A 24,002-nucleotide genomic window follows, 5' to 3' on the forward strand; every position below is an offset into this window, starting at 1 on the left:
TCAAGATGACAGCTCAAAGTGACAATCTGTTGATCTAGTCGTCAGCTTGCTGATCGACCCGACAGCTTGCTGATCGACCCCGCCAGCTTGCTGATCGACCTGGCAGCTTGCCGATCGAGCCTATCAGGCCGACAGCTTGTTGATCGACCCTACGGGATCGACAGCTTGCCGATCGACCCTACGGGGTCGACAGCTTGTTGATCATGTCCTGCGTGATCAGGCAGATGCCCTTTTCCGAAACGCGAAAACGCTTGGCGTCGAGCGCCGGATCCTCGCCCACCACAAGCCCTTCCGGGATGTGGACGCCGTGGTCGATGACGACGCGCTTGAGGTTCGCGTTGCGGCCGACCTGGACGTCGGGCAGCATCACCACTTCCTCGAGCTTGGAATAGGAATTGATGCGCGCGCCGGTAAAGATCAGGCTGCGGCGCAGCGAGGCGCCGGAAACGATGCAGTCGCCGGAGACCAGCGAGGAGATCGCCTCGCCGCGGCGGCCGTCCTCGTCATGCACGAACTTTGCCGGCGGCTTCAACTCGGCATAGGTCCAGATCGGCCAGTCGCGGTCGTAGAGGTCGAGCTCGGGCGTGATGTCGGTGAGGTCGATATTGGCTTCCCAATAGGCGTCCACAGTTCCGACGTCGCGCCAATAGGGTTCGGCCTCGTGCGAGGAACGCACGCAGGATTTTGCGAAGCGGTGGGCGATCGCCTTACCGTGCTGCACGATATAGGGGATGATGTCCTTGCCGAAGTCGCGGCTGGAGCCGGGTTCGGCGGCGTCGCGGCGCAGCTGCTCCATCAGGAACTTGGTCTTGAAGACATAGATGCCCATCGAGGCCAGGGCGAATTCCGGCTTGTCCGGAATGCCGGGCGGATCGGCCGGCTTTTCGACGAAAGCGATGATGTTGTCCTTCTTGTCGACATGCATGACGCCGAAGCCGGTCGCCTCCATGCGCGGCACTTCCAGGCAGCCGACGGTGACGTCGGCGCCGGCGTCGACATGCTGGCGCAGCATCAGTTCGTAATCCATCTTATAGATGTGGTCGCCGGCGAGAATAACCATGTATTCGGGGCCGTAGGCCTCGATGATGTCGATGTTCTGGTAGACGGCGTCGGCCGTGCCTTCATACCACTGCGTTTCCGAGACGCGCTGCGATGCAGGCAGGATGTCGAAGCTTTCGTTTCGCTCGGGCCGCAGGAAGTTCCAGCCGCGCTGCAGGTGGCGGATCAGCGAGTGCGCCTTATACTGGGTGGCGACGCCGAGGCGGCGGATGCCGGAGTTGAGCGCATTGGAGAGGGCGAAATCGATGATGCGCGTCTTGCCGCCGAAATAGACCGCCGGCTTGGCGCGCCGGTCGGTCAGCTCCCTGAGGCGGCTGCCGCGGCCGCCGGCCAGCACATAGGCCATGGCATCGCGTGCCAGCGGCTGGGTTCTTCTGATCTCTGCCATTCTGTTACCCTCCCAAACAAGCTGCCCGGACTGTGCAAGAGCAGGATGAGACATCATCTGCTTCAATCCGTGACGAATTCCAGCATGATCGTCGACAGCGGCGGCAAAAGCATCGTCGCCGATACGCCGCCTCCTTCCCCGCTTGCCTCGACCATGCCGCTATTGCCCATGCCGGAGCCGCCATAGACCTCGGCGTCGGTATTGATGATCTCGCGCCATTTTCCTGCCTTTGGCAGCGGCACGCGATAGTTCTCGCGCGGCACCGGCGTGAAATTGGAGACGACGGCTATCGAATTGCCGTCCGGCGCGCTGCGCAGCCAGGCGAAGACCGAATTGTCGCGGTCGTCGACGATCAGCCAGGAGAAGCCCTCCGGCTCGCAGTCGCGCGCATGCAGCGCCGGGCGCGAACGATAGAGATAGTTCAGGTCGCGCACCGTCTGCCAGACGCCGCGGTGCGGCGCGAATTCGAGCAGGTCCCAGTCGAGCGCGCGTTCCTCGCTCCACTCGCGGCGCTGGGCGAATTCCTGGCCCATGAACAGGAGCTTCTTGCCGGGATAGCCCCACATGAAGGCGTAATAGGCGCGCAGCGTGGCGAACTTCTGCCAGTCGTCGCCTGCCATCTTGTGGAGCAGGGTGCCTTTGCCGTGCACGACCTCGTCATGCGAAAGCGGCAGCACGAAATTTTCCGAGAAGGCGTAGACCAGGCCGAAGGTGATGTCGTTGTGATGATGCTTGCGGAAGATCGGCTCCTTGGAGAGATACTCCAGCGTGTCGTGCATGAAGCCCATGTTCCACTTGAAGCCGAAGCCGAGGCCGCCTTCATGCACGGGTCGCGACACTTTCGGCCATGAGGTCGATTCCTCGGCGATCGTCATCACGCCGGGGTGGTGGCCGTAGACCTCCTTGTTCATCTTCTGCAGGAAGCTGACGGCCTGCAGGTTCTCGCGCCCGCCCTTCTCATTGGGGATCCACTCGCCGGCCTTGCGCGAATAATCGAGGTAGAGCATCGAGGCGACCGCGTCGACGCGCAAGCCGTCGACATGGTATTTCTCGGCCCAGAACAGCGCGTTGTTGACCAGGAACGACACCACCTCGCGGCGGCCGAAATTGTAGATGGCCGTGTTCCAGTCCGGGTGGAAACCCTGGCGCGGGTCGGCATGCTCGTAGAGCGCCGTGCCGTCGAAATGGACCAGGCCATGCTCGTCGACTGGGAAATGCGCCGGCACCCAGTCGAGGATGACGCCGACGCCGGCGCGGTGCGCGCCGTCGACGAAGCGGGCGAAGCCATCGGGGTCGCCGAAGCGGGCTGTCGGCGCATAAAGCCCGGTGGTCTGGTAGCCCCAGGATGGGTCGTAGGGGTGCTCCGAGATCGGCAGGAACTCGATATGGGTGAAGCCGGTGTCGGCCACATAGGGGATCAGCCGTGCGGCGAGCTCGTCCCAGGAGAGGAACGTACCGTCGTCGCGGCGTTGCCAGGAGCCGGCATGGACCTCGTAAATCGAGATCGCCTCGCGCCGGGGATCGGCTTTCTGCCAATAGCCGCGATGCGCCTCGTCGCCCCATTGATGCGCGATGGGCGGCGCCGTCACCGAGGCGGTCGCCGGCCGCAGTTCCGACTCGAAGGCGAACGGATCGGCCTTGAGCGGCAGGCGCACGCCGTCGGGGCCGATGATCTCGAACTTATAGGGCCGGCCCGCGCCGAGATCGGGAATGAACAATTCCCAGATGCCGGTGTCCTTGCGGTCGCGCATGGTGTGTCGGCGGCCGTCCCATTCGTTAAAGGCGCCGACCACGGAGACGCGCCGTGCGTTGGGCGCCCAGACCGCGAAATGCACGCCGGTGGCGCCCTCGTGTTCGACAATGTGCGCGCCGAGCTTGTCGAAGAGCCTGAGATGCGAGCCTTCGGCCATGTAATAGTCGTCCATCGGACCGAGCACCGGGCCGAAGGAATAGGGATCGGTCAGCCACCAATCGCCGCCGGCATTCCTGGCGTGATAGCGCAGCGGCTGGCGCTTGCGGATCGAGACCTTGCCCTCGAAGAAGCCGGCATCGTCGCTGCGGGAAAGCTCGCCGACCTCCTTGCCGGTCAGCGTGTAGGCGGTGACGAATTCGGCATTGGGCACGAAGCAGCGGGCAATGAAGCCCTTGCCGGCTTCATGCACGCCCAGGACCGCGAAAGGATCGCCATGCGTTCCGGCGACAATCGCCGCGACATCGCCGGCTGGCGCCAGTCCGTCCGGCCCGCTTGTCGCAGCGGTCGCGCGCGGCTTCCTCATCAAACGGTCGCCCTCCCCGGGCACCTTGTTCTGGCGCATGCCTCGCTCCGGCATGCGCTGTTCTTTGTCTTGGTGCATGTCGTGGTCCCAAAACCGCTACGCACTTTTGGGCGACATGCATCTGGCCACATTCTTTGTGGCTCATGCAATCATATCAGACGGGCACGTTCCAGATGTCTTTCGCATATTGGCGGATTGTGCGGTCGGACGAGAACCAGCCGACGCGGGCGACGTTGCGGATGGCGCGCGCGTACCAGTCGGGGCTGTTGCGCCACACGGCATCGACCTCGCGCTGGCAGGCGGCGTAGGAATCGAAGTCGGCCGCCACCATGAACCAGTCGCTCTGGTAGAGGCCGTTCATCAGGTCGCGATAGCGGTCGGGATCGTCGGGTGAGAAGACGCCGGAGGAAATGGCCGATACCGCCTGCGCCAGCTCGGACGAGGTCTCGATCACACCGCGCGGATTGTAGCCATTGTTGCGCCGCTCGGCGACCTCCGCGGTGGTGAGGCCGAAGATGAAGATGTTGTCGTCGCCGACATGTTCCTTGATCTCGACATTGGCGCCGTCGAGCGTGCCGATGGTCAAGGCGCCGTTCAGCGCGAATTTCATGTTGCCGGTGCCCGAAGCTTCCATGCCGGCGGTCGAAATCTGCTCGGAGAGATCGGCGGCCGGCATCAGCACCTCGGCCAGGCTGACATTGTAGTTCGGCACGAACACCACCTTCAGCAGGCCGCGCACCGACGGATCGCCATTGATGACCTTCGCGACGTCGTTGGCCAGCTTGATGATCAGCTTGGCGTTGTGATAGCTGGGCGCCGCCTTGCCGCCGAAGATCTTGACGCGCGGCATCCAGTCCCGTTCCGGATGCGAGCGAATTTGATCGTACAGCGCGATCGCTTCCAGTATGTTGAGCAGCTGGCGCTTGTATTCGTGGATGCGCTTGACCTGGATGTCGAACAGCGCCGACGGATCGAGCCTGATGCCGAGCCGGTCGGCGACAAGATTGGCGAGCCGCGCCTTATTCTGCCGCTTCACGGCGGCGAATTTCTCACGGAAAGCCGCGTCATCGGCGAGCGGATCGAGATCCCTGATCGCCTCGATGTCGTCCATGAAGCGGTCGCCGATCGCCTCGCGGGCAAGTGAGGTCAGGCCGGGATTGCACTGGATCAGCCAGCGCCTGGGCGTGATGCCGTTGGTCTTGTTGTTGATGCGATAGGGATAGAGCTTGTGGAGATCGGCGAACACCGTCTCCTTCATCAGCTCTGTGTGGAGCGCCGAGACGCCGTTGATCGAATGCGAGCCGACAAAGGCCAGATTGCCCATGCGCACGCGGCGGTCGCCATTTTCCTGGATCAGTGAGATGCGGGCGATCTGATCGCCCGAGAACTGGTTGGTGGCGCGGGCCTCGAGCAGCACCTGCGCATTGATGGCGTAGACGATCTGCATGTGGCGCGGCAGCAGACGCTCGAACAGCGGCACCGGCCAGCTTTCAAGCGCCTCGGGCAACAGCGTGTGGTTGGTGTAGCCGAAGGTGCGCTTGGTGATGTCCCAGGCCTGGTCGAAATCCATGCCGTGGACGTCCATCAGGAGCCGCATCAGCTCCGGCACGGCGACCGCGGGATGGGTGTCGTTCAAGTGGATCGCCGCCTTGTCGGGCAGCGATTTCAGGTCGCCATACTGGCTCAAATGACGCTGCACGATGTCCTGCAGCGAGGCGGTGGAGAAGAAATATTCCTGCCGTAGCCTGAGTTCCTGGCCGGCCATGTGGGAATCGGCAGGATAAAGCACGCGCGACAGCGCGTCGGCCTTGTTGCTTTCGGCCAGCGCGCCGATGTGGTCGCCCGCGTTGAACTTGTCGAGCAGGATTGGGTCGATCGGCATGCCGGACCAGAGTCTCAGCGTGTTGACGCGCCTAGCGCGCCAGCCGGCTACCGGCGTGTCGTAGGCGACGGCGAGCACATGCTCGGTCGGCTTCCAGACGTGGCGTTCGAGCCGGCCTTCCTTCGAGGTGATCGATTCCACCGAGCCGCCGAAGCCGACCTCGAAGGAACGCTCGCGCCGTTCGAACTCCCAGGGATTGCCGTGATCGAGCCAGGTCTCCGGCAGCTCAACCTGCCAGCCGCCGTGGATTTCCTGGCGGAACATGCCGTTGGCGTAGCGGATGCCGTAGCCATGGGCGGGAATATCGACGGTCGCCATGCTTTCCATGAAGCAGGCGGCGAGACGGCCGAGGCCGCCATTGCCGAGTGCGGCGTCCGGTTCGAGCCCCGCGATCAGGTCGAGATCGACGCCGAGGGAGGACAGCGCCTCACGCATGTTCTCCATCAGGCCGAGATTGGAGAAGGCGTCACGCATCAGGCGCCCGATCAGGAATTCAAGCGAAAGGTAATAGACGCGTTTTTCCTGCTGGTCGTAGGCTTCCCTGGTCGCCTGCATCCAGTGGTCGACGACGCGGTCGCGCACCACCTTGATCGAAGCGGTCAGCCAGTCATAGGGCGTGGCGACGGTTGTGTCCTTGCCGACTCGGTATTTGAGCGACATCAAGACTTCTTCGGCGAGCGTCTTGGGGTCGGGATTGTCGAGAACAGGGACTTCGATCGTCATGGCGGATGTCATGCTGCCTCTCGTTCAACTGGCCTGATCATAGCGGCTTTCACCGTTCCTCCCAGCCCATCTTAGTGCGTTGCAGCATAGGTTCAATCGATTTACTTAACCGACCCATCAGCCCGCCTGCGGCAACAGGGACATGTCGTAGGGATCAAGCCGCCAGCGCGTCCTCCGGCGGCTTCTTGGCGCCAGTCATCAGCGCCACCGCATCTGACATGGAAATCTGCTTAGGATCGACGACGCAGAGACGCCTTCCAAGCCGGTGGATGTGGATGCGGTCCGCCACCTCGAAGACATGCGGCATGTTGTGCGAGATCAAAACGATCGGCAGGCCCCGCTTCTTGACGTCCAGAATCAGCTCAAGCACGCGGCGGCTTTCCTTCACGCCAAGGGCGGCCGTCGGCTCGTCCATGATCACCACTTTCGAGCCGAAGGCGGCAGCACGCGCCACCGCCACACCCTGGCGCTGGCCACCCGAAAGCGTCTCCACCGCCTGGCTGATGTTCTGGATGGTCATCAGGCCGAGCTCCGTGAGCTTGTCGCGAGCACGCTTCTCCATCGCCGGGCGGTCGAGCATGCGCAGCCAGCTGCCAAGCGGACCTGGCTTGCGTATCTCGCGGCCGAGAAACATGTTGTCGGCGATCGAAAGCGCCGGCGACAGAGCGAGGTTCTGGTAGACGGTTTCGATGCCGGCTTCCCGGGCCTCCATCGGCGACTTGAAGGCAACGGGCTTGCCTTCAAGGCGGATTTCACCTTCGTCGGGCACGGCCGCGCCGGAAATCGCCTTGATCAGCGATGATTTTCCAGCGCCGTTGTCGCCGATCACGGCGAGGATTTCGCCCGGATAGAGGTCGAAATCGGCATTGTCGAGGGCGGTAACGCGGCCATAGCGCTTGATGAGGCCGCGCGCTGTGAGAATGGGCTCCTGGGTCATGACTATGCCGAAACCTTTCTGATCCATTGATCGATCGCCACGGCGCCGATGATCAGCACGCCGGTGAGCAGCACCTTCCATTGCGGATCGGCGCCCAGCATGTTGAGGCCCATCGAGACGACGCCGACGATCATGGCGCCGAACAGCGTGCCGAGGATCGAGCCGCGCCCGCCGAACAGCGAGATGCCGCCGATCACCGTCGCGGTGATGGCCTGCAGATTGTAGTCCGTGACAGCGGCGGACGGCGAGACCGAGCCGTTGCGGCCGATCGAGACCCAAGCCGCGAAAGCGGCGATCAGCCCGGCAAGGGCATAGACCGTCATCAGCACTTTCTTGGTCTGGATGCCCGACAGTTTCGCAGCCTCCTGGTCGTCGCCGACGGCGTAGACATGGCGGCCCCATGCGGTGTGGTTGAGCACGTACCACAGCAGGATCACCAGCAGGACCATGGCAATGACGCCAAGCGTCAGCACGGCAGAGCCGACCCTGAAGCTCACCGCGAACAGATGCAGCAGCGGCGCCTGCACGTCGACGTCGGTGTCGCGGATCGTCTCATTGGCCGAATAGATGAAATTCGTGGCCATGACGATGTTCCAGGTGCCGAGCGTGACGATGAAGGGCGGCAGCTTCATGTAAGCGACCAGAAGGCCGTTGAGCAGTCCGCAGGCGCCGCCGGCGGCAAGCCCAATCGCCACGGCGAGAATGGCCGGCATCCCATAGGTCACCGCGCAATTGCCCATGATCACCGCCGAAATCACCATGATGACGCCGATCGAGAGATCGATGCCCGCGGTCAGGATGACCAATGTCTGCGCGGCACCGAGAATGCCGACGATGGCGATCTGCTGCAGGATCAGCGTCAGCGTATAGGACGAAAAGAAACGTCCGCCGATGGCGATGCCGAAGATGATGACCGACAGAACCAGCACGATCAGCGGCACCGCCGCCGGCGTGGAATGCAGGAAGTGCTGGGCGCGCTTGACGGCCGATTTGTGCTCGTCGAAGGCGGCGACGCTGGTGTCGCTTCCCGTAAGTACTTTCTCGAATTCCTGTATCTGAGACATATGTCCTCCCGTCTGCATACGGCCTCTCATTGCCGCACACGCCGTCGACGCCTATTCCGGTCTTGTCGCCAGGATTGTCGCGCTTTGACGAAAGCGCATCGTCCACCCGATGCGGCCGGGGATCAAGCCCCCAGCCGCACGGTTCGTGGACCTCTCAGAGCATCAGCCCCAGCACTTGGCCAGGCCTTCCTTGGTGTCGATCGACTTGACGCCATTGGCCGGCTTGTCGGTGACAAGGTTGACGCCGGTGTCGAAGAAGTTCTTGCCTTCGGTCGGCTTGGGCTTGGTGCCGTCCTTGGCGAAGGCGGCGATCGCCTCGATGCCGAGCGCCGCCATCTGCAGCGGATATTGCTGCGAAGTGGCGCCGATGACGCCTTCGGTGACCGACTTCACGCCCGGGCAGCCGCCGTCGACCGAGACGATCAGCACCTGCTTCTCGAGGCCGACGGCCTTGAGCGCCTGATAGGCGCCGACAGCGGCCGGCTCGTTGATGGTGTGGATGACGTTGATGGTGTTGTCCTTCTGCAGAAGGTTCTCCATCGCCTTGCGGCCGCCCTCTTCGTTGCCGTTCGTCACGTCATGGCCGACGATGCGCGGATCGGTTTCGTCTCCGATCTTGTTGGGGTCCTTCACGTCGATGCCGTAGCCCATCATGAAGCCCTGGTCGCGCAGCACGTCGACGGTCGGCTGCGAGGGGGTCAGGTCGAGGAAGCCGATCTTGGCGTCCTTGGCCTTGTCGCCAAGCGTAGCGGCCGCCCAGGCGCCGATCAGCTTGCCGGCTTCGAGATTGTCCGTTGCGAAAGTGGCGTCGGCGGCGTCGATCGGATCGAGCGGCGTGTCGAGAGCGATCACCAGCAAGCCGGCGTCACGCGCCTTCTTCACCGTCGGCACGATGCCCTTGGTATCGGAAGCCGTGATCAGGATACCCTTGGCGCCGTCGGCGATGCAGCTTTCGATCGCCGCGACCTGGCTCTCGCTGTCGCCGTCGATCTTGCCGGCATAGGTCTTGAGGTCAACGCCGAGTTCCTTGGCCTTGGCGGTCGCACCCTCCTTCATCTTGACGAAGAAGGGATTAGTGTCGGTCTTGGTGATCAGGCAGGCGCCGACGCCCGCGGCCGACGCGGACGAGGCAAATGCGAACAGGCCCAGCCCGGCCGCCGCGAATACGGTGGATTTCAGCAGCGATTTCTTGGTCACGATTTCCTCCCAGTGGAACCATTCCGGACGCCGGCCAACCCGGCGCCTCAAACGCATCCAACCATTTCTCCCAGCGTGGACGCCAGATCAAAAGACACCAGTCCGCAACGGCTGTCAATAATTAAATCACTCTTATTTATTATTGACAGCCTTGCGCTGTTCACCCATTCTGAACGAAAAGCATCGAGGGGAAACAGACGGGAGGAAACAGGGTGGAGACCGGCATTGCGAGGCACGGTTCGCCCGAGGCTTTGGAGAGCCGGCTGCACCGCGGCACCAACCAGAGCGGCATGCGCGACCACAATGAACGGCTCGTGCTGTCCCTGGTGCGCCAGCACGGCAGCCTGGCCAAATCCGACATTGCGCGCATGACCGGGCTGTCGGCCCAGACGGTGTCGGTGATCATGCGCGAGCTCGAGGAAGACAAGCTGCTTGTGCGCAAGGAGCCGCTGCGCGGCAAGATCGGCCAACCTTCGATTCCGATGGCGCTCAATCCGGAAGGCGCTTTTTTCATCGGCCTCAAGATCGGCAGGCGCTCGGCCGAGCTCGTGCTGATCGACTTCCTCGGCAATGTGCGCGCCATGCTGCAGCATTCCTACCGCTATCCCGCACCGCGCGAGACCGTCGAATTCGTCACTGCCGGCATCAAGACGATGCGCGGCGAACTGACGCCGGCCCAGGATAAGCGCATTGCCGGGCTCGGCATCGCCATGCCATTCGAGCTATGGAACTGGGCAGACACGGCCGGCGCGCCGCGCGAGATCATGGACGAATGGCGCCATCGCGACATCCGCGCGGACATCCAGGGGCAGTGCGAGTTCCCGGTTTACCTGCAGAACGACGCGACTTCGGCTTGCGGCGCGGAACTCGTCTTCGGACGAGCGGGCGCAGCGCGCGATTTCGTCTATTTCTACATCGGCGCCTTCGCCGGCGGCGGTATCGTGCTCAATGGCCGCCTCTACAGCGGACCGAACGGCAACGCCGGTGCGCTGGGCTCGATGCCGGTGCCCGGGCCGGACGGCAAGCCGACGCAGCTCATCGACGTCGCCTCGATCGCGATGCTGGAAAAGGCGCTCTCCGCCAAGGGCATCGACGGCTCCTATCTGTGGACCTCGCCGCAGGAATGGGGCGAGATCGGCGCCGAGCTCGACGAATGGATCGCCAGCGCCTCGCGGGCGCTGGCCTATGCCATTGTCGCTGCCTCGTCGGTCATCGATTTCGAAGCGGCGGTTATCGACGGCTGGATGCCGCTCGATGTGCGGCGCCGGCTGGTCGATGCCGTTACGGAAGCGATCGCCCGCGTCGATGCCGAAGGACTGAAACTGCCTGTCGTGCGCGAGGGAACGGTCGGCATTCACGCACGCGCCATGGGCGGCGCCAGCCTGCCGCTCTCCGAGCGCTTCCTGATCGGGCCTCACACGTCCGGGGGCGCCTGACATGCTGATCGGCATCCCGTCGCTGCTCGGGCCCCAGTTCCTGGCGACGCTCAGGGCCATGGGCCATGGCGACGAGATCGCGATCGTCGACGGCAATTATCCGGCCGAGGAACAGGCGCGGCGGTTGATTCGCGCCGACGGCCACCACGTCATAGCCGTCCTCGACGCCGTGCTCAGCGTGCTGCCGGTGGACGAGGCGGTGCCGCAGGCTTTGTTCCGTGCCTCGGTGAAGGGCGATCCGGCGCTGGCCGACGCCGTGCATCATGAGATGGAATCGGTTTGCGCCAGGCGTGCGCCGGGCCACAAGGTGGTTGCGCTGGCCGGGCCCGACTTCTATGCACGCGTCAAGGCGGCGCACGCCATCGTTGCAACCAGCGAACCCAGGCTCTTTGCCAACATCATCATCCGCAAGGGCGTGATCCATCCGCCGGAGACCAAGACGACATGATCCTTTGCTGTGGCGAAGCCCTGATCGACATGCTGCCGCGCACCACGACGCAAGGCGAAGCGGCCTTCGCTCCCTATGTCGGCGGCGCGGTGTTCAACTCGGCGATCGCGCTCGGCCGGCTCGGCGCTCCGGCCGGCTTCTTCTCCGGCCTCTCCTCCGACCTGTTCGGCGGCCAGTTCCGCGAGGCGCTCGGCGCAAGCAAGGTGAGCTCCACCTATGCGCACACCTCGCCGCGTCCGACGACGCTCGCCTTCGTCCGGCTCACCAACGGCCAAGCGACCTACACCTTTTATGACGAGAACACCGCCGGGCGCATGCTGACCATCGAGGACCTGCCGAAGCTCGGGTCCGAGATCGAGGCGATGCTGTTCGGCGCCATCAGCCTGATCTCCGAGCCGGCGGGATCGGCCTATGAGGAATTCATGCGGCGCGAGCACGAGAGTCGGGTGATGATGCTCGACCCCAACATCCGGCCGAACTTCACCCCGGACAAGGCGAAGCATCTGAGGCGCATCCGCGAGATGATGGCGATGGCCGACATCGTGAAACTCTCCGATGAGGATCTCAAATGGTTCGACGAGGCCGGCTCGCATGAGGATGTGGTGCGCAACTGGCTGGAGCGTGGGCCGAAGCTGATCGTCGTCACCCATGGCAGCGAAGGCGCCGTCGGCTACAGCAAGGCGCACAAGGTCACGGTCATGCCGCAGAAAGTGAAGGTCATCGACACGGTCGGCGCAGGCGACACCTTCAACGCCGGCATTCTGGCCTCCCTGCACGAGCAGGGCCTGCTCACCAAGGCGGCGATCGGCGACCTGCCGGAAGATGCGATCCGCAAGGCGCTGGAGCTCGGCGCCAAGGCGGCCGCGGTGACGGTTTCGCGGGCCGGCGCCAACCCGCCCTGGCGGCACGAAATAGGCTGATCCGGCACTTACACTGACGCGAATCCGCCCTTCGCGGCCGATCACTTTATGTTTCCCACCGGTGGATGACGCGATAGGAGGGGCTGGAAAACGCCTCTCGCAGCTCGGATTTTCAGGCATTGCGCCGGCAAAATCGGTAACAGGCTGCGACACCTGAGCAATTTGCGCCGGCCGCCACCGGCTTTCTCAGCCGGTTCAAGTCTGTTACCAGCGGGCCGGTTTTACAGTCACTTTCGAGGCCGACATGCAGTTCATCGATCTTGGCGCGCAGCGCGAACGAATCCGCGACCGGCTGAAGGCCGCGATCGACCACGTCGTGGAGGACGGCCGCTATATCCTCGGGCCGCAGGTTGCGGAATTCGAGAACAAGCTCGCCGCCTATATCGGCGTCAAGCATGTGGTCGCCTGCGCCAACGGCACCGACGCGCTGCTCCTGCCGCTGTTTGCCGCCGGCATCGGCCCGGGCGATGCCGTGTTCGTGCCGAGCTTCACCTTCGCAGCCACCGCCGAGGTGGTGGCGCTCGCCAAGGCCGACCCGGTCTTCGTCGACGTCGACCGCGACACCTACAACATGGACATCGCCAGCCTCGAGGCGGCGATCGAGATGATCAAGAAGGAAGGCAGGCTGAAGCCGAAGGCCATCATCCCGGTCGACCTGTTCGGGCTCTCCGCGAACTACGAGGCGATCATGGCGATCGCCAAGCGCGAGAACCTGTTGGTGATCGAGGACGCTGCGCAGTCGATGGGCGGTTCCGCCGACGGCACCATGTGCGGCGCCTTCGGCCATGTCGGCTCGACCAGCTTTTATCCGGCCAAGCCGCTTGGCTGCTACGGCGATGGCGGCGCGATGTTCACCAACGATGCTGCGCTGGCCGACAAGCTCCGTTCATTCGCCTTCCACGGCAAGGGCGAGACGCAATATGACAATGTCCGCGTCGGCATCAATTCGCGCCTCGACACGCTGCAGGCGGCGATCCTGATCGAAAAGCTCGCCATCCTCGAGGATGAGATGGTGGCCAGGCAGGTGGTCGCGGACCGCTATGCCAAGGGCCTTGGCGACATCGTCAAGGCGTCGCGCAATCTCGGCCACGGCCGCTCGGCCTGGGCGCAGTACGCCATCGAGACGCCGAAGCGCGACGGGCTCAAGGCCCATCTCGGCGAAAAGGGCATCCCGTCGGTGATCTATTACGTGAAGCCGCTGCACGAGCAGGTCGCCTACAAGCACTATCCGCGGACACCGACCGGCCTTGCCGTCTCGGAGCAACTGCCGAAGCAGATCCTCTGTCTGCCGATGCACGCCTATTTGAGCGAGGCCGATCAGGACCGGATCATCGAGACGATCAGGAATTACATCGGCTCGAACTCGGCGCATGTCGCAGCGGCTTAACAGCGCGCTCCGTCATCCTCGGGCTTGACCCCGAGGATGATGAACACCATGGCTGGCGGCAATTTGAAGCGCTTAAACCGCCGCGCCTTTCCCCGTCGCGATGAAATGCGGATTGGCGAAATCGCTGTCGCTGGCCTGGTTGCGCTTGCCGTAGATCAGCGGCTCGCCGTCCAGGGTCCGCGTCATGCCGCCGGCGGCGCGCAGCACCGCGTCGCCCGCCGCCGTGTCCCATTCCATGGTGCGGCCGAAGCGCGGATAGACGTCGGCTTCCGCCGCGGCGAGCAGGCAGAATTTCAATGACGAGCCGATCGAGACGATCTCCGCGGCGCCGAGATCGCGGATGAATTCCTCGGTTTCCGGCGTGTTGTGCGAGCGGCTGGCCACGACCGCGAGCGGCGTGCCCCCTGCCCGCACCTTGATCGGCCGGCGGCCGACGATGCGATAGTCGGCATCGATCTCCAGCGCCTCGGCCTTGCCCGGTCGCCCGGAGAAAAAGCGTCCCGTGCACGGCGCGAAAACGACGCCGACTTCCGGCACGCCATGGCGGACCAGCGCGATGTTGACGGTGAAATCGGTGCGGCGGTTGACGAATTCCTTAGTGCCGTCGAGCGGATCGATCAGGAAGAAGGCGCCGTCGAGATCGGGCGTTGCGATTCCCGCCGCGACCTCCTCCTCCGCCACGCAGGGGATGTCCGGATAGGTGGCGCGCAGGCCGGCCAGGATGATCTTCTCGCTTTCGCGGTCGGCTTCCGTCACCGGCGAAGAATCGGCCTTGCTGTCGACGGCGCAGCCCTCGTGGAAGACGCGCATCACCTCGCGCCCGGCCTCGAGCGCCAGGCGCTCGAAGACGCCGAGCATCGCCTCGTCAGATACCGCCGCCATTGTCGTACTGCTCCTCGGCAATGTCGCGCTCGGTCAACCAGTGCTCCAGGGCTTCCGCCATCTCCTGCGGACTCCTGCCCAGAGTCTTCAGGTGAATTTCCGGATTCTGCGGCGCCTCATAAGGAGAATCGACGCCGGTGAAATTCTTGATCTCGCCGCTCAAGGCGCGCGCGTAGAGGCCCTTCGGATCCCGGCGGGCGCATTCCTCGAACGGGGTGTCGACGAACACCTCGACGAACTCGCCCTCGGCCATCAGCTCGCGCGCCATGCGCCGCTCGGCGCTGAAGGGCGAGATGAAGGAGACGATGACGATCAAGCCGGCATCGGCCATCAGCTTGGCCACCTCGGCGACGCGGCGGATGTTTTCCACACGATCGGCGTCGGTGAAGCCGAGATCGCGGTTGAGGCCGTGGCGGACATTGTCGCCGTCGAGGATGTAGGTATGGCGGCCGGACGCGAACAGCTTCTTCTCGAACAAATTGGCGATGGTCGACTTGCCTGAGCCGGAGAGCCCGGTGAACCAGAACACGGCCGGGCGCTGGTTCTTCAGGTCGGAGCGGCCGCGCTTGCCGACATCGAGCGATTGCCAGTGGATGTTTTCGGCACGGCGCAGCGAATGCAGGATCATGCCGGCGCCGACGGTGCCGTTGGTGATGCGGTCGATCAGGATGAAGGCGCCGGTGGTGCGGTTTTCGGCGAAGGGATCGAAAGCGATCGGCGCGCGCGTCGACAGATTGCAGACGCCAACCTCGTTGATGTCGAGCGACTTCGCCGCCTCATGCGCGAAATCATTGACGTTGACCCGGTATTTCAGGTCGGTGACGGTCGCGCTCACCTGGTCGGTTTCGGTGCGCAGGATGTAGGAGCGGCCGGGCAGCAGCGCCTGCTCGTCAAACCAGACGATGTTGGCGGCGAACTGGTCGGCGACCTGCGGTCGCGCGGCCGGCGACACCAGCAGGTTGCCGCGCGACACCTCGACCTCATCGTCGAGCACAAGTGTGATGGCCTGGCCGGCGACCGCCTGCTCGAGGTCGCCGCCTTGCGCAACGATGCGCTTGACCCTGGACGCCTTGCCGGACTTGGCGACAACGACCTCGTCTCCTTCAGAGACGGTGCCGGAGGCGATGGTGCCGGCAAAGCCGCGGAAATCGAGGTTCGGACGGTTCACATACTGAACGGGGAAGCGGAACGGCAGCTCGACGGCGGCCTCGTCGACAGACACGGTTTCCAGATGCTCGATCAGCGACGGCCCGGAATACCAGGGCGTGCGGTCCGAGCGGCTGGTGACGTTGTCGCCAAAGCGCGCCGACATCGGGATCGGGGCGACGCTCATGAAGCCCAGTTCCTTGGCGAATTCGCCGTAGTCGGCGACGATCCGGTCGAACACGATCTTGTCGAAGCCGACGAGGTCGATCTTGTTGACCGCAAGCACGATATGCCGGATGCCGAGCAGCGAAGCGATGATGGAGTGACGCCGGGTCTGGCGCAGCACGCCCTGGCGCGCGTCGATCAGCACGATGGCGAGATCGGCTGTCGAGGCGCCCGTCGCCATATTGCGTGTGTACTGCTCGTGGCCGGGCGTGTCGGCGACGATAAACTTGCGCTTCGGCGTGGCGAAGAAGCGATAGGCGACATCGATGGTGATGCCTTGCTCGCGCTCAGCCTCCAGCCCGTCGACCAGCAGCGCGAAATCGATGTCGTCGCCGGTGGTGCCGTGCTTGCGCGAATCCCTTTCGAGCGCGGCGAGCTGGTCCTCGAAGATCTGCTTGGTGTCGGAGAGCAGCCGGCCGATCAGCGTCGACTTGCCGTCGTCGACCGAGCCGCAGGTGAGGAAGCGCAGCAGCGACTTCTTCTCCTGCGCGGCCATGTAGTCGCGGATCGAATCGGTCGGGGCGAGGCTCTTGGCCATGATGTGGCGCATTATCAGAAATACCCCTCGCGCTTTTTCTTTTCCATGGAGCCGGCCTCGTCGCGGTCGATGAGGCGGCCCTGGCGCTCGGAGGTGCGTGCGGTCAGCATCTCGCCGACAATGGCTTCCAGCGTGTCGGCATCGGACTCGATCGCGCCGGTCAGCGGGTAGCACCCCAGCGTGCGGAAGCGCACCAGGCGGTTCTCGATCACCTCGCCGGGATGCAGTTGCATGCGGTCGTCATCCTTCATGATGAGCATGCCGTCGCGCTCGACCACCGGCCGCTCCTTGGCGAAATAGAGCGGCACGATCGGGATGTTCTCCTGCAGGATGTACTGCCAGATGTCGAGCTCGGTCCAGTTGGACAGCGGAAAGACGCGGATCGATTCGCCCGGCGCGATGCGGGTGTTGAAGATCTTCCACATTTCCGGCCGCTGGTTCTTCGGGTCCCAGGCGTGCTGGGCGTTGCGGAAGGAAAAGATGCGCTCCTTGGCCCGCGACTTCTCCTCGTCGCGGCGGGCACCGCCGAAAGCGGCGTCGAAACCGTATTTGTCGAGCGCCTGGCGCAGCGCCACCGTCTTCATGACATGGGTGTGGGTGTTGGAACCATGGTCGAACGGATTGATGCCGTCGCGCACGCCGTCCTCGTTGACGTGGACCAAAAGGTCGAAGCCGAGCTTCTGCGCCATCTGATCGCGAAAGGCGATCATCTCGCGGAACTTCCAGGTGGTGTCGACATGCAGGAACGGGAAAGGCGGTTTGGCCGGATAGAAGGCCTTCATCGCCAGATGCATCAGCACCGAGGAATCCTTGCCGACCGAATAGAGCATCACCGGCTTGGAGAAAGACGCCGCGACCTCGCGGAAGATGTGGATGGATTCGGCCTCGAGCCGCTGCAGATGCGTGAGCGCGATATTCATGGAGCGTCGAGCGTTCTCTCGTGCCGTGGAGCGGAAATCTTGCATCGCAGGGGCAATCCGATGCCGCCCAGGCGCAGATTTCACTTCGGACAAACTGTTTCGTGCGGGCGTTCTAACAGATCGGCGCCGCCGATAACAATGCAAGACCCGCGCGGCTCGCGGTGATTGGAGAACGAATTTTCCAAACACGTCCGGCAAAGCGGAAAATCCTGCCGGAGCCGTCGAAAGCGCTGAGCGGGGAAAAGCAGTGGTGCCCAGATAATTCCGGAGTTCCCCGATCCTCACCGGACCGGGGGATTTCTGTTGCAACATTGTCGACCGCACTATCGCAGGTCGGCGCCAGCCGCTATATGGGCTCGGGGAACGGGCAAGGCGCGGCAAACGGAGACCGGCGAGGCGGCCTTTGGCTGGCTCCATGGATCCGGGCGCAACCTGGAAATTGCGAAGCGAAGCATTTGAACCCGTCTACAACGCTCCGGCGCCACCTCACGCCCGCACAGATCAACATCTATTTCTCGATCGTCTGCTTTTTTTCGCCGCCGGTGCTTGGATCGCTGGTCAGCGTCGCCTTCAATGCCGGTGGCGTGTGGTCGGCGATGGTGGTGGCCGCGAAGCGGCGACGCTTCAATATCGACCGGCCGATGCTCGCCGTCACGGCGGCGATCTATGCCTATTGCGCGGCGATGGTTCTCGCTTCGATCGTCAACGACACGCTGACTGCCGATTTGCGGTTCTTCCTGCCCTTGATCACCTTCCTGCTTTTCCCCCTCTCCTATTCGACATGGAGCATCACCGAGAAGACCGCACTGGCACGCATCGCCATTCTGGCCAGCACCGCGGCCTGCTTCGGCGCGCTGGCGATGGCCGTATTCCAGTCTCACTGGCTCGGTGTGAGGGCGGAGGGCGGCGCCGGAAACCCGATCGTCTTCGCAACCGTTACCTGCCTTGCCGCCATGACATGCCTCGCCGGCGCCCTGTCGGGCATCGAGAAACGCTGGAAGCTGCTGGTCCTGGCGGCGATCGCCGGAGCCATGGCGATCGTCTATTCGGGATCGCGCATGATCTGGGTGGCCGTGCCGATTGCCGGCATCGTCGTGCTTCTCATCAACCGCCGCCGGTTCACCGGCGCCAGCGTAGCGCGCTTCGTGGCGATCGGCGTCGTGGTCGCCCTTGTGATTGCCGCCATCGGCTCTCGCGTCATCCTGGACCGGGCCGATTTCCTGATCAGCGACTGGGATGCGCTGAATGCCAATGGCGACCATTCGACCGCGCTCGGCTTGCGCGTGGCGATGTGGGAAATCGGTTTTGCCGCGTTTCGCGAGATGCCGATTTTCGGCCACGGCATCTCGGCGAGCCGGGCGCTGATGAAGCAAGGCTTGCAGGACCAGTTTGGCCTACAGCAGGGTTTCAGCCATTTCCACAATGGCTTCCTGACGGCACTGGTCGAGGCCGGCCTGCTGGGAGCATTGGCCCTGGCCTCGATCTTCGTCGTTGCCGCATGGAATGCGGCACGGACGCTGCGCCGCAGCGCCGATCCGGTGGAGCGGTTCGGCGCGACGATGATCCTTGTCGCAATCATCACCTATCTCACCGGCGGAATGACCGGCATCCTCGTCGGCCACGATATCCTCGACGCGACGCTGATGGTGTTCTTGATTGTGGGAACCTACCTCGCGTCCGGGCGGACGATAGCGCCGACCGGCAAAAGCGCGCCCACCATGGCGCCGGGCGCCAGCCCGCAACCATGAAGGTCCTGGTCACCGGCGCGACGGGCTTCATTGGACGCCGGGTCGTGAGCCGGTTGGGCGAGGCCGGATTCGACACACGGATCGCATCGCGCCTGCCGCAGCGGCTGGCAGGCGAGGCCGATGCCGTCGCGCTGCCCGGTACCGATGCACCGAATGAAGCCTTTCTGGCCCTGATGCGTGACGTGACGCATGTCGTCCACTGCGCGGCGCTCAATAATGACCGCAGCGCCGGCACGGCCGACTTGCGAGCCGTCAACGCGACGCTGACCGGACGGCTCGCCCAGGCCGCCGCCACGTGCATCGACGGGCGCTTCGTCCATCTCTCCTCGATTCGCGCCGTGGTGGGCGCCGGTTTCAGCGGCATAATCGACGAAGCCACGCCCCCTGCCCCGCAATGCGCCTACGGGCGCTCCAAGCGCGAAGGCGAGATCGCAATGCTGGAGGCTTTTGCCACGGCCGGACGCGACGGCGCGACGGCGCTGCGGCTGCCGCCGGTTTATGGCGAAGGCATGAAGGGAAATCTGCGCGGGCTGATGCGGTTGGCCGCCACCGGCCTGCCGTTGCCGACAGCCGCTCTGACGGCGGTTCGCTCGTTCGTCTCGCATGACGCCGTGGCCGGCGCCGTGACGCATCTTTTGAGCCGTCCCACGGCGCCGCTCCCAACTTATGTGCTGGGCGATGCTTCTCCGGTTGCGGTGTCCGAAATCGTCACCGCGTTTCGGCGCGGATACGGCCGCCCGGCCCGGCTTCTCCCCATGCCGGCCTGGCCGTTCCGAATGCTGGCCACGCTCAGCGGCAGACGGGCCGCGTGGCAAGCTCTGGTGGCGACGCAGGTCTGCGATTCGTCGTTGCTTGCTTTGGAAGGCTGGGAACGGGAAGCCGACACACTCGGCCGGCTTGAAGAACTGGCGCGACAGAGGAGCCGTTCGCCGCTTCCGTGAACGGTGAACCGCTCTATGCGCGGAAGAACGTGCCCAGCAATATCTTGAGGTCCAGGCCGGTCGAGGCGGCCTTGACGTAGGCCGCGTCGGTTTGCGCGCAAAGTCTTGGATCGGACATGTCGATGCCCTTGATCTGCGCCAGCCCTGTGATGCCCGGAAGTGCGGTGAGCACGCCCAGTTCCTTGCGCCGTTCGATCAGCTCCGCCTGCGTCGGCAGGCATGGACGAGGGCCCACAAGGCTCATCTCGCCCTTCAGCACGTTCCAGAGCTGCGGCAGTTCGTCGATCTTGGTTGCGCGCAGCACCTTGCCGACCGCGGTGACCGAACGGGCCGGCGCCTCGTGGGTGGGCAAGGAAGGGGTTTCCCGATACATGGTGCGCAGCTTGTGGCAGGCGAAGAGGGCTCCTCCCCGGCCGACGCGGATCTGCGAGAAGATGGCGGGGCCCGCCGACGTCGCCCGGATCGCCAGCATCGCGACAAGGAGGACGGGCGACGTTACCGCCAGCATCGGAACAGCGACCGCCAGGTCGAGCGCGCGCTTGGCCGTCATGGCTCAGATCCGGCGCCAGAGGAAAGCGACATAGAGCCCGAGCGTGCCCATGAATGTCTGCCGGTAGACACCGCTTTTGCCGAGCAGGCCGAAGCGCCTGAAGACATTGCCCTTGCGCGCCCTGATGAACAGGCGAAGGCAAAGCGCGGCATCGCGCGCGATGAGGTCCCGGTTGACGGCTAGGCCGCGCAGATTGGTGTCCGTCCAGGTGGCGAACTGGCCCTTGAACAGGCGGCCCAGCCTTGAAAACCTCGCTCTCCATGAAACGTTGGCGCCGACGAGGTTTGCCGCGTGCTGGCGGTATCTGACAAGCGGCCGCGGCTCGTAGCGGACTTTGCCGCCGGCGGCGGTGACGATGAGATAGGCCCACCAGTCATGGCTGACGAATTCGGTTCTGGCCGACGCTTTCGCCAGAAGGTCGCGCGCCTTGCGGTTGAAGAGCATGGTGTTGCCGCCGGCGATGCTTTGCACCAGCGCGTTGCGGAAGGACGGCGGGCGCCGGAAGAGCGGCGAGTAGCCGGCCGGAACGCCGGCCTCAGAGATAGTCGCCGTGCGCGAGCAGAACAGGAGCGGCGTTTCCATGTCCTCTCCCTCCATCCAGCGGATGGCGCTCTCCAGCCGATCCGGCTCCCAGACATCGTCCTGGTCACAAAAGGCGTAGCAGTCGGCATCGATGCGCGGATCGAGGATCATGGAGCGGAAATTGGCGGCGAAGCCCCTTCGCGGGCCCTGCGAAAGTGTCAGCGACCCCTTGTTCCAGCGGGACCGCCACGCCTCGACGATCGCGGCCGTGGCGTCCGACGAGCCGTCGTCGGAGACCCAGAGATCGACGAGCGGCCAGGATTGCGTAGCCAAGGATTCCAATTGTTCGCCGATATAGGCCGCGCCATCCTTCGTGCCCATGAGAACGGCCACGCGCTGATCTTTTCTGGTCACGGCTTTGGAATCACTTGCCCGCGAGGTGCTTGAAAGGTTTCAATAGCTAATTGCGGGCACGCGGCAAAGTTTTAACCGACCTGCCCGGCCGTTTTCGGTTCCGCTTCCTCGCGCACGCCGCCGATGTCTTCTTCCGCCCGGTAGAGCCCGGCCAGAATGGCAAGCGCGGCGGCCTTGTCGCGATCGTGCATCGCGGCCGCCAGCGCCGGCAGGGCCGCCTCGATCCTCGGCCATTCGACGACGCCGGTCCTGAGACCGAAGATCTTGGCGGTGTCGAGCTTGACCACCTCCTCGTTCTCGGCGTGCAGCGTCTCGTGCAGCTTCTCGCCGGGCCTGATGCCGGTGAAGCGGATCGGAATATCGGTGTGGGGGCTTTTGCCGGCCATGCGGATCATGGTTTCGGCGACTTCGAGGATCGGCACCGGCTTGCCCATGTCGAGCATATAGATGGCGTAGTCGTCCTTGCCCTGGCGCTGCTCGGCATCGGCGGCCGACATGATGACGAGATCGACGGCCTCGGCCACGGTCATGAAATAGCGGGTCATGCGCCGGTCGGTGATGGTGACCGGCCCGCCGGCCTCGATCTGCGCCTGGAAGACGGTCGCCACCGAGCCGTTGGAGCCGAAGACGTTGCCGAAGCGCACGGCGATGAATTTCGTGCCCAAATGACGCAGATCGGCGGCGCCGGCATGGCCATTCGCCGCGCCGGCACGCGGCGCCGAGGCCGCCTGGGCCTCATGCAGCGAGGAGACGATCTGTTCGGCCGCACGCTTGGTGACGCCCAGCACCGAGGTCGGGTCGACCGCCTTGTCGCTGGAAATCAGTAGGAACCGCGGCACCCCGCATTCGGCGGCGATCTCGGCGCAGGCAAGCGTGCCGAAGACATTGGTCTCGATCGCCGCTTCCCAGTTCTCCTCGAGCAGCGGCACATGCTTCAGCGCCGCGGCATGAAAGATGATCGCGGGTTTGAACTCCTTGACGAGGCGCGTCATGTGGGGCCGGTCGGTGACGTCGACGATGCGGCTGGTCAGCCGGTCGCGGTCGGCGTCGTCGGTCTGCTGATCGAGCTGGAAAATGCCGAATTCGGAATTGTCGGCCACCAGCACCGCCTCGGCGCCCAGCTCCAGCGCGCGCTTGACGAGCACGCGGCCGATGGAGCCGGCGCCGCCGGTGACCATCACGCGCTTGCCGCCGACGAAGACGCCGATGCGCGTGGTATCGGTGGCGACCGCCGAACGGCGCATGATGGTTTCCATCTCAACGGCATCGAGAACCAGCTTGCCACCCTGCCCCAGTTCCGACAGGCCGGCAAACTGGACGACGGCGATACCGCTGTGGCGGGCGACGCGCACCAGCTCGGCATAGTCTTCGATCTCGCGCTCGACCCCCTGGCCGAAGATCAGGAGGTCGAGGCTTTGCGTGCCTTTGACATAGTCTTCCAGCACCTCGACTAGGCGCGGTCGCAGCGCCACGACCGGAACGCCCTGGATCCGCGTGCCGAGCGGCGCGGCGCTCTCGGTGGCCATGATGCCGGCGATGGCGTATTCGGCGGGCTGAGCCGTGCGGGTGAAGCGCACGATCAGATCCGCCTCGCCCAGCCGGCCGATGAACAGCGCCTGCTTGGTCGAGACCTCCCCGGCGGCGCGGCGCAGGATGCGCCAGCTCGCGCCGTCGCGCAGGAAGCGGTAATAGAGCCTGGGCGCCGAGATGATGGTGAAGGAGACCAGGAAGAAGACGATGAACTGGCGCTCGTTGAGGCCGGCGACCGGCTGGAAGAAGAAGCGGAAGGCAAGCGAGGCCAGGTAGAGCACCACCGTCAGGCTGCCGCAGCCCTTGAGGATGTTGAAGAAGTCGGGCGTGGAGGCAAAGCGCCAGACGGTGTTGTAGAGGCCGCTGGATCGGAACAGCAGATGGGCGATGAGCACGATGAGCGCCCAGCAGGCCAGCCCGCCGACGGAGAACGCGTCGAAGGAAAGCCGCGACTGCGACAGGATGAGACTAAGCGCCACCGCGACCAGGACCATGACGAGATCCTGGACCATGATGATGGCGCGCCGCATCCTCGGTCGGAGTTCCGATACGGCTTCTACGTATGCGGTCATTGGGCAGTACTGACTCCAGGCGCGTGATACTATCAGAACGGCCGCGGACAAAACATCGCCCACCGCCACTTCAGATTGCAATCCCCAACCCCGTCACCCGGTTACCGCCTTAGCGCGGAGAGGGCGGGAGGGCTAGAGGTTTTTTGGGGATATTTAATTGTGCGAATGATTTGACTAGGAACGGCAATAACTCGGAGCGGATTGTCAGTCGTTCAGAGAACCTGTCGGGCGCCCAAAAGGGAAGCCAATAGATGTCACGATGTGACGATCCGGCTTCACCACGGCGCAGCACGCTGC

Annotated in this window: 18 protein-coding genes; 6 read left to right on the plus strand and 12 right to left on the minus strand. The window is 64.2% G+C overall.

The window, feature by feature from the left end; genetic code table 11:
• Nucleotides 1-178: 178 nt before the first annotated feature.
• The 6 genes from glgC to FJ425_RS11540 all read right to left on the minus strand — a co-directional run bounded on the left by glgC (nt 179) and on the right by FJ425_RS11540 (nt 9,526).
• Nucleotides 179-1,447, minus strand: coding sequence for a glucose-1-phosphate adenylyltransferase (gene glgC, locus FJ425_RS11515; protein WP_140723503.1), 1,269 nt, complete (start codon nt 1,445-1,447; stop codon nt 179-181).
• A gap of 62 nt (nt 1,448-1,509) precedes the next feature.
• Nucleotides 1,510-3,723, minus strand: a complete 2,214-nt coding sequence (gene glgB, locus FJ425_RS11520) for a 1,4-alpha-glucan branching protein GlgB (protein WP_140635309.1) — start codon at nt 3,721-3,723, stop codon at nt 1,510-1,512.
• A gap of 154 nt (nt 3,724-3,877) precedes the next feature.
• Complete coding sequence (locus tag FJ425_RS11525) at nt 3,878-6,340, minus strand: glycogen/starch/alpha-glucan phosphorylase (protein ID WP_140635177.1); 2,463 nt, start codon at nt 6,338-6,340, stop codon at nt 3,878-3,880.
• A gap of 142 nt (nt 6,341-6,482) precedes the next feature.
• On the minus strand, nt 6,483-7,265 hold the full coding sequence (locus FJ425_RS11530; protein WP_176477005.1) for an ATP-binding cassette domain-containing protein: 783 nt from the start codon (nt 7,263-7,265) through the stop codon (nt 6,483-6,485).
• Nucleotides 7,266-7,267: 2 nt separating this feature from the next.
• Nucleotides 7,268-8,329, minus strand: coding sequence for an ABC transporter permease (locus tag FJ425_RS11535; RefSeq protein WP_140541596.1), 1,062 nt, complete (start codon nt 8,327-8,329; stop codon nt 7,268-7,270).
• 162 nt (nt 8,330-8,491) lie between these two features.
• Entirely contained in the window at nt 8,492-9,526 is a 1,035-nt protein-coding gene (locus tag FJ425_RS11540; protein ID WP_140635179.1) for a sugar ABC transporter substrate-binding protein, read from the minus strand.
• Nucleotides 9,527-9,738: 212 nt separating this feature from the next.
• Here FJ425_RS11540 and FJ425_RS11545 point away from each other — a divergent pair, with 212 nt between their 5' ends.
• The 4 genes from FJ425_RS11545 (at nt 9,739) to FJ425_RS11560 (ending at nt 13,717) form a co-directional block, all read left to right on the plus strand.
• Entirely contained in the window at nt 9,739-10,962 is a 1,224-nt protein-coding gene (locus FJ425_RS11545) for an ROK family transcriptional regulator (RefSeq protein ID WP_140541595.1), read from the plus strand.
• A gap of 1 nt (nt 10,963) precedes the next feature.
• Nucleotides 10,964-11,410 carry an RbsD/FucU domain-containing protein gene (locus FJ425_RS11550; protein WP_140635181.1) on the plus strand — a complete coding sequence of 149 codons (447 nt, stop codon included), beginning with the start codon at nt 10,964-10,966 and terminating at the stop codon, nt 11,408-11,410.
• Nucleotides 11,407-12,330, plus strand: a complete 924-nt coding sequence (locus FJ425_RS11555; protein WP_140723505.1) for a carbohydrate kinase — start codon at nt 11,407-11,409, stop codon at nt 12,328-12,330. Before FJ425_RS11550 ends, FJ425_RS11555 begins: the two co-directional genes overlap by 4 nt.
• Before the next feature lie 244 nt (nt 12,331-12,574).
• Complete coding sequence (locus FJ425_RS11560) at nt 12,575-13,717, plus strand: DegT/DnrJ/EryC1/StrS aminotransferase family protein (protein ID WP_140635185.1); 1,143 nt, start codon at nt 12,575-12,577, stop codon at nt 13,715-13,717.
• A 72-nt stretch (nt 13,718-13,789) separates the two neighbouring features.
• Here FJ425_RS11560 and cysQ read toward each other — a convergent pair whose 3' ends face one another.
• From cysQ to cysD, 3 genes are read right to left on the minus strand one after another with little or no spacing between them, the layout of a single operon-like run.
• The gene (gene cysQ, locus FJ425_RS11565) at nt 13,790-14,575 is read right to left on the minus strand and encodes a 3'(2'),5'-bisphosphate nucleotidase CysQ (protein ID WP_181165025.1); all 786 of its coding nucleotides are present in this window, start codon (nt 14,573-14,575) and stop codon (nt 13,790-13,792) included.
• A gap of 7 nt (nt 14,576-14,582) precedes the next feature.
• A complete protein-coding gene (gene cysN / locus FJ425_RS11570; RefSeq protein WP_181165018.1) occupies nt 14,583-16,520 on the minus strand; it encodes a sulfate adenylyltransferase subunit CysN in 1,938 nt (645 codons plus the stop codon).
• A gap of 2 nt (nt 16,521-16,522) precedes the next feature.
• Nucleotides 16,523-17,428: a sulfate adenylyltransferase subunit CysD gene (cysD, locus tag FJ425_RS11575; RefSeq protein WP_246673561.1), complete on the minus strand. Its 906-nt coding sequence runs from the start codon at nt 17,426-17,428 to the stop codon at nt 16,523-16,525.
• Nucleotides 17,429-17,883: 455 nt separating this feature from the next.
• On the opposite strand from cysD, the gene FJ425_RS11580 reads away from it, so the two are divergent.
• Together FJ425_RS11580 and FJ425_RS11585 are read left to right on the plus strand one after the other, a co-directional pair.
• Nucleotides 17,884-19,176 (plus strand): O-antigen ligase, encoded by a 1,293-nt coding sequence (locus FJ425_RS11580; RefSeq protein WP_140635190.1) that lies wholly within the window; start codon nt 17,884-17,886, stop codon nt 19,174-19,176.
• Entirely contained in the window at nt 19,173-20,117 is a 945-nt protein-coding gene (locus FJ425_RS11585) for an NAD-dependent epimerase/dehydratase family protein (RefSeq protein WP_140635192.1), read from the plus strand. Before FJ425_RS11580 ends, FJ425_RS11585 begins: the two co-directional genes overlap by 4 nt.
• Before the next feature lie 13 nt (nt 20,118-20,130).
• Here FJ425_RS11585 and FJ425_RS11590 read toward each other — a convergent pair whose 3' ends face one another.
• The 3 genes from FJ425_RS11590 to FJ425_RS11600 all read right to left on the minus strand — a co-directional run bounded on the left by FJ425_RS11590 (nt 20,131) and on the right by FJ425_RS11600 (nt 23,705).
• Nucleotides 20,131-20,667 (minus strand): sugar transferase, encoded by a 537-nt coding sequence (locus FJ425_RS11590; protein WP_140635194.1) that lies wholly within the window; start codon nt 20,665-20,667, stop codon nt 20,131-20,133.
• A 3-nt stretch (nt 20,668-20,670) separates the two neighbouring features.
• Nucleotides 20,671-21,582, minus strand: coding sequence for a glycosyltransferase family 2 protein (locus FJ425_RS11595; protein WP_246673563.1), 912 nt, complete (start codon nt 21,580-21,582; stop codon nt 20,671-20,673).
• Nucleotides 21,583-21,674: 92 nt separating this feature from the next.
• The gene (locus tag FJ425_RS11600; protein ID WP_181165019.1) at nt 21,675-23,705 is read right to left on the minus strand and encodes a nucleoside-diphosphate sugar epimerase/dehydratase; all 2,031 of its coding nucleotides are present in this window, start codon (nt 23,703-23,705) and stop codon (nt 21,675-21,677) included.
• Nucleotides 23,706-24,002: the final 297 nt, after the last annotated feature.

Origin of the sequence: Mesorhizobium sp. B2-7-2, from assembly GCF_006440775.1 — a bacterium.
Lineage (GTDB): Bacteria > Pseudomonadota > Alphaproteobacteria > Rhizobiales > Rhizobiaceae > Mesorhizobium.